Genomic DNA, 11917 nt, shown 5'->3' with positions numbered 1-11917 from the left:
TAGTGAAATGACCGATCGCCGATGGTAGTGTGGGGCTTCCCCATGTGAGAGTAGGTCATCGCCAGGCACCATATTTTATAATCTCTGAGCGAAAAGCTCGAAGATACCAGTTTAGTCTGAAGACCATAGAGCATTAGAACCACCTGATCCCATCCCGAACTCAGCAGTGAAATGATGCATCGCCGATGGTAGTGTGGGGTTTCCCCATGTGAGAGTAGGTCATCTTCAGGCATAAAATATAAACCCCCGGTAGCGAGGCTATCGGGGGTTTGTTGTATCTGGTACATGCATTTACCGCGTGAAAGGACTGTCCCTTCGTTTGAGTAAGACTGCATTTGAGTCAAAGGCACCCAGTTCTGGCCATGGTACATGACCATCCCTGTGGATTTTCTTCTCTACAGTAAATTGATCATTCGCAAGTGTAATTATCCTTTCCAGGGAAGAATTGTTGAAACTTGTTATCAGTAGCTGGTTACATTGGTCAGCTGCCGTATTAATAATGTTATGTATTCGGGATGTATTTGCCAGCGGCGGGTTGCGCAGAACACATAGATCCACCGTTTCAGGCCAGGCATGGTCAGGAACAGAGGGGCAGCCAATATGGAATTGCAAGTCCATTCCAAACTCCTTCATTCGCTCGACGTAATACTCTGACTCTTTGATGTTTATCGGGCTTTCATCCACGCCAAAGACGTGAATGTCCTGTCCGTATAGTTCATGATATCTCCCTGCGCTGTGGCTTGCACCACAGGCCAATTCGACTATTTGACCCTTTTGTGGCACAGAGGGGTGCAGTGCTTTGAGTATGGCTAAGAAGTCTTCGGAAATTTTGAAGCGTTGCTGCATAGTCTGCAGGCTGAGCGTTTCAGCCCGTGTAGAATGGTGTGATAACTCTAAATCCAATACCAATAGGCCAGGGGCCGGAATAATTCCTAACACTCTTTCAATTGGTACTTTTGATTCATATTTGATGGATGACGATGATGATGAGTGGGCAGCTGCATGAATAAGGTCGGCTAAATCTCGGTCTGTAGTCATTTGGGCCGGAGTCTTGCCCGCATGGTTAACAGCAGTCATATTAATGTCCGGTCGTGACAGCAGGGTTTTGACTACCACCCTATGGTTTCTTTGGGATGCCCAATGCAGGGCAGTGTTTCCATTAGAGCTGGTTCCGTTGATATCAATGGCATCACTATTTTCTTCCATGTGCGCAATTAAGCCACTGAATTCCCCTATTGCGGCTAACTGTCTGAATACTATATTGATTTGTTCGATTGAGATTGGTTTCCCGGGTTGTGCGTGTCCATGCGCACCATGGCTTTTGTCTTTTTTTTGGACACTGTATTCATGCAGGGACTTTCTTTCGTGTTTCACTAACGGACCCGGGGCTGCTTTGGTGCATGGTAGTGCCTTGTTTGCATCTTCTTTCTGATCAAGTGAAACAGGATCTGGGTTGTGCGTGGCGTGATTCGTGTTTAGTGAAATCATGATCTGAGAATTAACATTCATTGATATAGATAATTAATTTAATACTTGGATTAAGAATTAATAATAAAGTTCATATTTTTTCAGGATTTAACAGTTAGTTATCAACAGATAAAGCTGGATGTTTTTATGTTTTATCTTTTTTTGCTACTTTTTGTGCATGTTGAAAAAGATTATCCAAATATGATCTGGCTCAGGGAATTTTCAATTTATCTTTAGCAAGATTATTTCCTGAATAGGGTGTGTTTTGGCTTTAGGCGATGATAACCGGCATTTTGTACTGAATAACTTAACAGTCTCATCCAGCCAGCCATTCAAAGATAATGCCTGCTTTCTTAGGATCAGTTTCGGCGTTGCGGCTATTTAAGTACACCACCCGGTTTTATTGGCTCATGTACGGTATGTTTTAAATGACTCCGCTTAAAAAGATTGTCCCTATAACAATTATCTTTCTGGGGCTATTCTGCTTTCCGGAAATGGTTTTTCCCGAAGGTGTCTTTTCAGTTTTGCAGCAGCGGGTAATGGCCATTTTTATTCTGGCAACCCTGTTGTGGGTCAGTGATGCCGTGCCAGCGTTTGCAACGTCCCTTCTGATTATTATGCTGCTGATTTTGACCACTTCAAACAGCGCACCGTTTCCGCTAAGAGATGGCCTTGGTGAAGATATGCTGAACTATGTGACTATTTTCAATAGTCTGGCATCACCTGTCATTGTCCTTTTCCTGGGGGGGTTCTTTATTGCCCTGGCTTGTGCCAAGTATAAAGTTGATATTAACCTGGCCCGTATTTTGTTAAAGCCTTTTGGCCAGAAGTACGAAATTGTGATGCTGGGGGTGATGATCATTACGGCCATCTTCTCCATGTTTATGAGTAACACAGCAACCAGCGTCATGATGCTGACCATCATGACACCACTGGTGTCCCGCATGGACAGTCAGGACCCGGGCTGTCGCGCTATGGTCCTGAGTATTCCCATTGCCGCGAACCTGGGAGGTATGGGGACACCGATCGGGACGCCTCCTAACGCCATCGCCTTCCGTTACTTTGTCGGTGAGCATGCACTGTCGTTTGGTGGCTGGATGCTGTTTGCAGTACCCATTACCGTCATTATGATTGCTTTGAGTTGGTGTTTGCTGCAGAAGATGTACCCCTCCAACGGTGGCGATCTGGATGTGCGGATTGATGGCCGCTTTGAAAGAGGGCTGAAGCCGTACATTGTTTATATCACCATGGCATTGACCATCCTGCTGTGGATGTTCTCCAGCGTTCATGGCATTAATGCTTATGCCGTCGCCATTATTCCGGTTGCTGTATTCAGCCTGTGTGGCATTGTGGATAAACATGACCTGAAGCAAATCAGCTGGGATGTGCTCTGGCTGCTTGCCGGTGGTATTGCCATTGGTACTGCGCTGGCGTCGTCTGGCCTTGCACAGTTGCTTGTCAGTATGGTGCCATTTGAACAGTTTGGTGCGGTGACCATCATTCTGGGTATCAGCGTGCTGTGTATGATTATGGCGACATTCATGTCTCATACGGCCACGGCCAACCTGTTGATGCCTATCGCCATCTCCATGTCCACTTCTGTGGCCAGTATTGAAGAGCTGGGAGGGCTGGTTGTGATTGGTACTGCGGTTGCCCTGGCATCTTCTCTGGGGATGGGCCTGCCAATCAGTACACCGCCCAACGCCCTGGCTCATGCCACAGGGTTGGTGGATACCAGGGACTTTATCAAAACAGCCCGGGTTTTAAGTCCGCTGGGGGTTCTATTGATCTTTGCCGTGTTGATGCTGATGACCTGGATGGGCTTCTTTTAAGGGGATTGCAAAATGACAACCCCGAGACCGGGGTTGTCAAAATAGCGGGCGGTTCATCAGAAGTAACCCATCACACCCAACAGGGTAATGACGGAAAAGATCAAAACAACACCGATGGTGCTGATGAATTTGCCGGTTTTGATAAAGTCCCTGCTGTTTACCATGCCGGTCGCATGGGCAAGGGCATTGGGCGGTGTGCTGATGGGTAATGACATCCCCATTGATGCTGAGAGTGCGACACAAATAACCATAAGGCTGATGCCGCCATAGTTTTCCAGCCCACTCAGGACGGTAGCGACTGAAACCGCAATTGGCATGAGCAGGTTCGCTGTGGCGGTATTTGACATGAAGGTTGCCATCACCATGGATACGGTGGCCATCAGGAATAGCACGACAAAGGTGCCCATGGTGTCGAAGGGTATGGTCTCAACAATGGCACGGGCCAGGCCGCTTTTCTCAAGGGCATAACCCAGGGCAATACCGCCGGCAATCAGCCAGAGTACATCCCAGTTAATCTTTTTAATGTCGTTGGTATCGATAATGCCTGAAAGGGAGAAAACAATAACCGGCAACAAGGCGACAGTGTATGAGTTTACGCCATGAATGCTGGAGGTGGTCCACAGGAGCACCGTTGCTGCGGTTGTGGCATAAACAAGGAAGGCTTTTGGCGATTGTTCAAAGGAGCATTCAATTTTTACGGCAAGCTCTTTGATGTTTCCCGGGTAAAGCTTACGCAGCAGTACCCAGGCAATGATGATTAATCCCACGGCCATGGGGATGGCAAACAGCATCCACTCGCCAAAGGTAATGGCATGCTCTCCGATTAAATAGCGAAAAGCAATCGCATTGGGTGGCGTACCAATGGGAGTACCAATACCGCCAATATTGGCTGAAATGGGTACGGCAAGAATAACCCCCTTCACGCCATTATCCGTGGTATCAACGTTAGCCAGCAATGGCGTCAGCAAGGTAAGCATCATCGCTGTTGTTGCGGTATTACTCATGAACATGGAGAAAAAGGCGGTGATTCCCATCAGGCCGAGCATCACTTTCTTGTAATCACTGCCAATGGGTTTTAACAATACCCTGGCCAGGTTGATGTCCAGTTTGTATTTCGTGGCAGCAATGGCAATGAAGAAGCCCCCGAGAAAAAGCACAATAACCGGTGCTGCCAGACTGCTGAGAATTTCTTTATAGTTGAGCATTTCCTCCGGCGCCAACGCTTCCCTCAGGAAGTATGGGCTGGTATTTGAAACCAGGATGGACAGCAGGCCCAGAATAAGCAGTGACGTTGCATAGGCTGGCACTGCCTCGGAGACCCATAGCAATGTCGCCATCAGGAAAATGGCAAGCACCCGTTGTTGTTCGACGGTGATGTTGGCAATAGGGATAAATTCAGCGGGAATGAAAAACAGAAAGAGGAAAGAGGCTGTGATCAGCGATAGCTTGAGAATTCGCGACATAGACGACATTCAACCCTTAAGATGCAAAAAAACGTTTAAAATTCTTAGTGATTTTTATGATGCATCAACGGCACGACAAACTTACTGAAGCAGGTCAATAAAAAAATCATTTTAAAATAATGAATGGAATTTAAGCAGTAAAACGGGCATGACCGCCTGATTAACGCATTTCTCTGATACACGGCTTGGGAGGGATAATAGGCTGTCTTGCCAGCCACTCCTGCTCCCACCGGGGAATCTCATCGGCGGGCATGGGCCTGGCAATGAAGTAGCCTTGCGCCTGATCACAATTCAGTTCATTCAGTAACTGCCAGCTCTCAAGTGTTTCAACTCCCTCTGCAACGGTTTGCATATTCAGCTTGTGTGCCAGGCTGATATTGGCTTCAACAATTGCTTTGTGGGCTTTGTCATTACAGGCATTAGAGACAAATGAACGGTCAATTTTCAGCTCACTGAACGGGATTCGGTTTAACTGCTGCATGCTGGAATAGCCGGTACCAAAGTCGTCAATGGAGAGCGAGAAGCCATTGAGCTTGAGTCTGGCCAGGGTTTCCAGGGAAAGCGCTGCATTTTGAATCAGGCTGCTTTCGGTAATCTCAAGAGTCAGCAGTTCTGGAGGAATGCTCAAATCGCGCATCTTGCCAATCAGCATGTCGGGCAGGTTGGTATTGGTCAGAACAGCAGCTGAAAGGTTAATGCCAACGGCAATGTTTCTTTCCTGTGCACGCCAAATTCGAATCTGATCCAATGCCAGTTCGATCATTTTTGTGGTCATGGGGGCTATCAGGCCAGAACTCTCCATCATGGGGATAAAGTGGACCGGGCTGATAACGCCGACTTGTGGATGATGCCAGCGGGTCAGGGCTTCAACAGAGATCATTCGCCCACTCTTCAGCAATACCTTTGGTTGGTAGTAAAGTACGAACTGGTTGTCATCAATGGCTTTCTCAAGCGTGTCTTCATCAAAGATCAGTTCTCTGGATGTGACGGGACAGGCTTTATTCTCAGCCTGTTGAGAACAGTAAAACTCCAGTAACTCTCTAAGGCGGGTACGGGACATGGGTTTGGGAATATGGCCCAGCACCACCAGGCCATGAGCCTGAGCCATATCGCCAACAATTCGGACTAAAGCCGCCTCCATGGCGCTGAGAACAATCACACCCCGGGCAAGCTTCTGCTCTGCGAGGTGGCGGATAAGCTGAATACCGTCCATGCCCGGCATATCGAGGTCACAGATGACGATATCAACGGCCCCGGTGTTTTGCAGAAATGTCAGAGCCTCTTCACTGCTTTGTGCAGTAAACAGTGTGCCAACGTTAAGGCCTGAAACGGTTTGTTCGGCAACCATCCGCTGAAAGGGATGGTCTTCCAGAATCAGGATACTGAGAGAGGTGATTGTAATGTCCATATACCGGTCGAGGGAAAATGACTCCATCAGTAAAGTATGGCGTATTGAGCAGTGCTGGTTGTTTTTTTCAGTGTTTATTGGATAAACATAACCGTTATCAGAGGGAGACACTTCTGATAACGGTTTGAAAGATCAGTTTCCAGATTTTATCCTGGACCACTCGCGGGTGATGTAACGCTTCAGTTTAGATGGCAGTTCTTTGAAAACAAAAAGATTCTCCATGGTTTCATCGCTTGGGAATACACCTGGATCTTTAGCGATTTCCGGTTCCACAAACTGTACAGACGACGGATTAGGGTTGCTGTAGGTAACGTAGTTGGTCACATCAGCGATCACCTTTGGCTCCATCAGATAGTTCAGCATCTCGTGGGCTGCATCTTTGTGAGGCGCATCATTTGGGATTGCCAGCATATCAAACCACATGGCAGCACCCTCTTTGGGAACGACATAACGGATATCAAGACCGTTACCCGCTTCTTTGGCCCGATCCCGGGCAATCATCGCATCACCAGACCACATCAGGGCTACACAGATATCGCCATTGGCCAGGTCAGACAGGGAGCGGGAAGAGTGATAGTACGCAATGTAAGGGGCAATCTCTTTCATTTTGGCAACGGCTTGCTTGTAATCTGCCATATCCAGACTGTCGCCGGGAATGCCGAGGTAAGCCATCACAGAAGGCAGCACTTCGCTTGGGGCGTCGAGGAACGCCACGCCACACTGCTGCAGCTTCTTCATATTCTCAGGCTCAAGGATCAGGGACCAGCTATCCACCGGGGCGTCCTTGCCGAGCAGTTTTTCCACTGCCGCCTTGTTATAGCCGATACCGGTGGTTCCCCAGAGGTAAGGGATACCGTAGGTATTGCCTTCATCAAAATTATCGGAGATCGCCTTCATAATGACGGGATCAAGATTTTTCAGGTTGGGCAATCTGGACTTATCCAGCGGCTCATAGACGCCAGCTCGAATCTGCGTCTTGTAGAAATCGTGGGAAGGAGAAACCAGGTCGAAGCCGCTGCGTCCGGAGAGCAGTTTGCCTTCAAGTACCTCATTACTGTCATAAACGTCATAAACCACGTCGATGCCCGTTTTATCGGTGAAGTTCTTGACGGTGTCTTCGGCGATGTAATCGCTCCAGTTATAGAAATAAAGTTTCTCAGCCTTATTCCCTGAAGAATTATCTGAGGCCTGGAGTTGGGCAGCACAGAGCAGTGCGGCGACGATGAACGTTCTCTTGATCAGTTTCATAAACGTGCCGTGAACCTTTTGCAAGGGAAATAATTGGGAGCGAAATTATATAGTAGTAACATTGTTCTACAAGTCTGTTTCTGTCGGTTGCCTGCACAATTCCGGGGTTATCAGCAGAATATCTGGCAGGGTGACCAATTCCTGCGATACTGAGTAGGGTTGTTATCGGTTTGAGACTACGTTGATGCATGCTTTTCGTTCGATTCTTCTGGCGGTTACCCGGCAACACACCTCAGATATGGAGTTACAGCAGGCCTTTCGACTGGCTCTGGATAACCGGGCCACATTATTGATTGCCCTGTTCGATCAGAGTCTGGAAACGCTGAATCATCTGCAATTTGTCCCGTTGGAAAAAAAGCTGGAAGACCACCTCAGGCAACAACTGGAGGATGAGCTTGAGCGGCTCAAGGCCATGGCCTGGGAGCAGGGGATTGAAGCTGAGACACTGATTGTTCCCGGACGGCCACGGCAAGCCATCCATAAGGTAATAAAAGAACATCATATTGATCTGGTCATCAAGCTGGCGGATGCCAGTGGTGCGCTCACCCGTAAGCAGTTAACCGGCAATGACCTGGCGTTGCTCAGAAAATGCCCGGTTCCCATTTTGATGATGGCCGACCGGGATCAGCTCCCACAATTAAATGGCAAAATCCTGGTGGCGGTGGATGCCGGTGATCCGGACTCCGATGCCCATGATTTGAATCGCACACTCTTGCAATACGGTGTCTATCTGGCCAGCCAGGAAAAGGCCGCGCTGCATCTGGTCAGTGTCTGGAATGTGCCCTTGGGAAGGCGTTCCCTGAAAACATTGTCTGATGAAGAACTGTATGAATTGCAGGAAATAACCCAGCGGCGCTACCACAACAAATTACAGGAAGTCATGCAGGAAGTCGGCGTGGCTGAGAATGATGAACAGCAGCCGGTATCCATTCATCTACTCAGGGGCAACCCGGCAACCGAGATCCAGCAACTGGCCAATGAGCTGAACGTTGATGTGATTGTGATGGGCACGCTCGGGCGTCATAAGGAAGGCATTTTGGTGGGGAATACGGCGGAGAACATCATGAACAGTATCTACTGCTCAATACTGGCGGTGAAGCCGGAAGGATTCGTCAGCCCACTGGCAGGCACTGCCAGCGGCTGAACATCAAATTCGAAGGAATAGCTCAGGGCTTGAGACCACTCATGTATTCAATGGCAATACTGATCTCTTCATCGGAACAATCCATACAGGTGCCCTTGGCAGGCATACTGCGGATACCGTTGATGGCATTGGCTAGCAGATTGCTGAACCCGCCCGCGACCTTCTCAGCAGCTAGCCATGCAGCGGTATCATCCTTTTTAGGAGCACCTAACAGGCCAGAACCATGACAGGCCACACAAAACTGGTTGTAAATCCCATCGCCACTTCTCGGGCCGCTGCTGGAACTGGCTGCGATCCCGGCAGCACTGGCACACTCCTCACCGGCAAGACAAACGAAGCCTACAGGAGCAAGACGCTCGCTTATCTCACCGCGGGTGGTTGAATCAAGGTCTGCAGCCGATTTGGCAAAGACCAACGAGGCTAATAGTCCCCCGACCAACAGAATCAAAGCACGCATATGGGTTCCCCGTGACACTCGCTTGTCCTCTTAAGGCGATTAATGGCTATCTTGTTGTAGGCGTTGCAAGCGCTGATATTGCCAGAGCTGATAAGAAAGTAACTTAGGGCTACTCGCTTAAATGCTGTCGCCTGTGTAGCCGAATTATTCTAGGCAATGGGATTATAGATCAATTGGCACTCCTGAAACAGCGGTTTGTACGGTGTTGATTTCGGTAATTCTTGTATTATGTGGCAACCTGATCAGATTTTGCTAATCTGTTTTTCCAATAATAAAAGGTGTGCTCATGGCTTACAACAGACATAGCGATGATCCCATTGGTCGCATAGAGATCAGTGTTAAAAATACTCAAGACGGCATGCAAAAGCTGTTCCTGCACAGTGCAAGGCATGAGCAGAATATTGAACTGCTTCAACAGAATCTTGAACTGCTTCAACAAAATCTTGAACTGCACCGTCAAGAAACCCGTGAGTGCTTTGACCGGTTAGAGTCAGAGCAAACGGCTTTTAAGCAAGAAACCCGTGAGCGCTTTGACAAGATCGAAGACACCCTTGCCATTATTGTCAACCACCTCCAGAAGTAACAGCCACAAAACAACCCACTCCAGCAGAAACAAGTGCCGCTTGGTCAACACGGATTTGCCGTTATAAATGGCATTGCCCAAGGCTCGCAGAGCCATGCTTACAGCCCACAGGTTCTTCAATTCAACATGATGGCAGCAGGTCAGGGACTGGGCTGATTTCAGTTGGCACCAGTCAGGGGTAAAAAATCATGGACAGCCCAAGGGTGTACCAGTATTATTGGCAACCGCTGGAGCCGCTGTCTGCTGCTCTGGAAGTGCACCCGTAGCTCAGCTGGATAGAGCGCTGCCCTCCGGAGGCAGAGGTCAGAGGTTCGAATCCTCTCGGGTGCGCCAGTAAAATCAATTGCTTATCTCCTGTTTTCTCTTCGTTAAAATCAATCAAATTTCTTTTTCCACTATATTTCCAGTAACAAGTGGAAACAGCAATTCTAGACTACTGTTCAGAAGCCTACCGATTTTTATTCCCGCATCCTACGCCTGCTGACTTATATCTACCGAGTCTTTAGTTCAGAGATAGCATGGTATGATGGTTCAAATGCCTTCAAGGATGATTGCCATGAATGACAAACAGCGCCGCTTCGTTGATGAGTACCTGATTGACCAGAATGCGACCCGAGCAGCCATTGCCGCTGGCTATAGTCCTAAGACTGCAAGAGTACAGGGATGTCGCCTGTTAACAAATGCTGACATTTCTACCGAAATTCGGGCTCGTCAGAATAAGCTCAGTCGGGAGCTGAATATCACTGCCCAGGACAAACGGGCGAAGCTTTGGCAGATTACCCAGTTCTGTAGTGAAGTGATCGAAACGCCAGAGGGCGATTTACGGATGCGAAACCCGAGAGCTGCCACGACCGCCATTGCTGAACTGAATAAGATGGACGGAGACTATCAGCAAAAGGCTCAGGAAGAGAGCCGTATTAACTTTATCCAGATTTTCGATTCGGAAGATCGCCCTGAAGATCATGTTGAACAGGTCCAGGACAGCAACTGGCTGAACAGTGAGTATTAACTGGCAAGGGGGGGGAGTCCCCCCATATGCCGGACTTGACACCCACGCCTGCTTAGTCAGCGATCGAGGGGTGGTACATGCACACTTTGCCAGTGATAACGGGTGGGGGGGGAAATCATTTCCCCGTTTTGCCCGCCTCTCTAATGTCACGACGGCTGAAAAAAATTTTTGCGCAGAAATCCCTCTAAGAACAGACCTCGTTAGCCTGGCCTTTGGCATCTTCCGCTCAGTTAGCATATTTCGGTATGGAATATCGGGGCAGCCTGTGGATACAATATTTTCTTTGTCGTCTATTTTCCTGCCGTGATCGCCTGGCAGGCACTCTGATTATAAGATGGTCAGCCATGCAGAAGTCATTGAACTTTGAAATGCTACGCACCCATTGGCCGGAACTGGCCAACCTGGGGAGTAAGGCAGAAGAATATGTCCACACTGATCCTGAGAGCTGCCTGGTCAAGCTCCGGAACTATCTTGAGTTGATTATCCGGTGGCTTTACCGTCAGGAGCGTTTGCCTGAAGGGTATCGTTCCAGTCTCTATGACCTGATGAAGGCGGATGCCTTTAAAAGTACGATTCCCGAGGCCATTCAGGTGAAGATGGATGCCATTCGTATTCATGGTAACCGGGCTGCTCATGGTGATGCGATCAAGGTGAATGATGCCCGGTGGCTGTTGAAAGAAGCCTTCATCATGGGTGCATGGATCTACCTGCGTTATGGCAATGGGCATGCAGACGACATTACTAAATTCCAGTTACCCAAGGCCTCGTCAGATCAGACGGATACCGCGCTGACCAAGAAAGAGCTGGAGCAGAAACAGGCCCAACTGGAAAAAGCAAAGGAAGAACTCGAAGTTGCCCAGCAACGGGAAATGGGTATTCTCCGTGAGTTGCAGCTACAAAAAGAAAAAGCCGAAGAGTTCCAGCAAAGGATGGAGGCTCTGCGTCAGAAGAATGAGCAGGCAGCCAATATTCTGGAGCTGGATGAAGCCGAAACCCGTCGTCGCCTGATCGACTCTCGCCTGATCGCTGCCGGTTGGGATGTCGCTGAGGGTATAAAGGATACGGCCCAGGTTACCCAGGAGCATCCGGTCAAAGAACAACCCACCAAAAGTGGCGATGGTCACGCAGACTACGTGCTTTGGGATGATACTGGTAAACCGTTAGCTGTCGTGGAAGCCAAACGTACCCAGGTGGTGGCAGAAAAAGGTCGTACCCAGGCCAAGCTATATGCCGACTGGCTGGAAAAGCAGTACGGTCAGCGCCCTGTCATCTTTTATACCAACGGCTACGATATTTACCTCTGGGA

Annotated in this window: 10 protein-coding genes, 1 tRNA gene and 1 rRNA gene; 7 read left to right on the top strand and 5 right to left on the bottom strand. The window is 48.8% G+C overall.

Going from position 1 to position 11917, the window contains the following annotated elements:
* Positions 1–115: 115 nt before the first annotated feature.
* A 5S ribosomal RNA gene (gene rrf / locus KDK13_RS03115) occupies positions 116–231 on the top strand.
* Positions 232–291: 60 nt separating this feature from the next.
* On the opposite strand, the gene KDK13_RS03110 is transcribed toward rrf, so the two are convergent.
* Complete coding sequence (locus KDK13_RS03110) at positions 292–1509, bottom strand: hypothetical protein (protein ID WP_257283395.1); 1218 nt, start codon at positions 1507–1509, stop codon at positions 292–294.
* Between the two features lie 386 nt (positions 1510–1895).
* On the opposite strand from KDK13_RS03110, the gene KDK13_RS03105 reads away from it, so the two are divergent.
* On the top strand, positions 1896–3299 hold the full coding sequence (locus KDK13_RS03105; protein ID WP_257283394.1) for a DASS family sodium-coupled anion symporter: 1404 nt from the start codon (positions 1896–1898) through the stop codon (positions 3297–3299).
* A gap of 56 nt (positions 3300–3355) precedes the next feature.
* Here KDK13_RS03105 and KDK13_RS03100 read toward each other — a convergent pair whose 3' ends face one another.
* The 3 genes from KDK13_RS03100 to KDK13_RS03090 all read right to left on the bottom strand — a co-directional run bounded on the left by KDK13_RS03100 (position 3356) and on the right by KDK13_RS03090 (position 7418).
* Positions 3356–4771 (bottom strand): DASS family sodium-coupled anion symporter, encoded by a 1416-nt coding sequence (locus tag KDK13_RS03100; RefSeq protein ID WP_257283392.1) that lies wholly within the window; start codon positions 4769–4771, stop codon positions 3356–3358.
* 151 nt (positions 4772–4922) lie between these two features.
* Entirely contained in the window at positions 4923–6170 is a 1248-nt protein-coding gene (locus KDK13_RS03095; RefSeq protein ID WP_257283391.1) for an EAL domain-containing protein, read from the bottom strand.
* A 132-nt stretch (positions 6171–6302) separates the two neighbouring features.
* Positions 6303–7418: a polyamine ABC transporter substrate-binding protein gene (locus tag KDK13_RS03090; RefSeq protein ID WP_257283390.1), complete on the bottom strand. Its 1116-nt coding sequence runs from the start codon at positions 7416–7418 to the stop codon at positions 6303–6305.
* 184 nt (positions 7419–7602) lie between these two features.
* Between KDK13_RS03090 and KDK13_RS03085 the strand changes: the two genes are divergently transcribed.
* Positions 7603–8562, top strand: coding sequence for a universal stress protein (locus KDK13_RS03085; RefSeq protein ID WP_257283388.1), 960 nt, complete (start codon positions 7603–7605; stop codon positions 8560–8562).
* Positions 8563–8584: 22 nt separating this feature from the next.
* Here the strand turns inward: KDK13_RS03085 and KDK13_RS03080 are convergent, their stop codons facing one another.
* On the bottom strand, positions 8585–9019 hold the full coding sequence (locus KDK13_RS03080; protein ID WP_257283386.1) for a cytochrome c5 family protein: 435 nt from the start codon (positions 9017–9019) through the stop codon (positions 8585–8587).
* Positions 9020–9305: 286 nt separating this feature from the next.
* Here KDK13_RS03080 and KDK13_RS03075 point away from each other — a divergent pair, with 286 nt between their 5' ends.
* The 4 genes from KDK13_RS03075 to KDK13_RS03060 all read left to right on the top strand — a co-directional run.
* Complete coding sequence (locus KDK13_RS03075; RefSeq protein ID WP_257283385.1) at positions 9306–9602, top strand: hypothetical protein; 297 nt, start codon at positions 9306–9308, stop codon at positions 9600–9602.
* A 256-nt stretch (positions 9603–9858) separates the two neighbouring features.
* Positions 9859–9935 (top strand) — tRNA-Arg (locus KDK13_RS03070).
* Positions 9936–10158: 223 nt separating this feature from the next.
* Positions 10159–10611 (top strand): terminase small subunit, encoded by a 453-nt coding sequence (locus tag KDK13_RS03065; protein WP_257283383.1) that lies wholly within the window; start codon positions 10159–10161, stop codon positions 10609–10611.
* 344 nt (positions 10612–10955) lie between these two features.
* The coding region (locus KDK13_RS03060; RefSeq protein WP_257283381.1) for a DUF4145 domain-containing protein at positions 10956–11917 on the top strand (962 nt) is incomplete at its 3' end.

It is taken from the genome of Endozoicomonas sp. SESOKO1 (assembly GCF_024606265.1).
GTDB lineage: Bacteria > Pseudomonadota > Gammaproteobacteria > Pseudomonadales > Endozoicomonadaceae > Endozoicomonas.
Note: the sequence above shows the minus strand (reverse complement) of the source record. Positions and strands in the feature narration are given on the sequence as shown.

Coding starts and splice junctions, on each gene's coding strand:
- KDK13_RS03095 (WP_257283391.1), bottom strand. CDS start 6,170: ATGGACATTACAATCACCTCTCTCAGTATCCTGATTCTGGAAGACCAT.
- KDK13_RS03065 (WP_257283383.1), top strand. CDS start 10,159: ATGAATGACAAACAGCGCCGCTTCGTTGATGAGTACCTGATTGACCAG.
- KDK13_RS03090 (WP_257283390.1), bottom strand. CDS start 7,418: ATGAAACTGATCAAGAGAACGTTCATCGTCGCCGCACTGCTCTGTGCT.
- KDK13_RS03075 (WP_257283385.1), top strand. CDS start 9,306: ATGGCTTACAACAGACATAGCGATGATCCCATTGGTCGCATAGAGATC.
- KDK13_RS03105 (WP_257283394.1), top strand. CDS start 1,896: ATGACTCCGCTTAAAAAGATTGTCCCTATAACAATTATCTTTCTGGGG.
- KDK13_RS03080 (WP_257283386.1), bottom strand. CDS start 9,019: ATGCGTGCTTTGATTCTGTTGGTCGGGGGACTATTAGCCTCGTTGGTC.
- KDK13_RS03110 (WP_257283395.1), bottom strand. CDS start 1,509: ATGAATGTTAATTCTCAGATCATGATTTCACTAAACACGAATCACGCC.
- KDK13_RS03085 (WP_257283388.1), top strand. CDS start 7,603: ATGCATGCTTTTCGTTCGATTCTTCTGGCGGTTACCCGGCAACACACC.
- KDK13_RS03100 (WP_257283392.1), bottom strand. CDS start 4,771: ATGTCGTCTATGTCGCGAATTCTCAAGCTATCGCTGATCACAGCCTCT.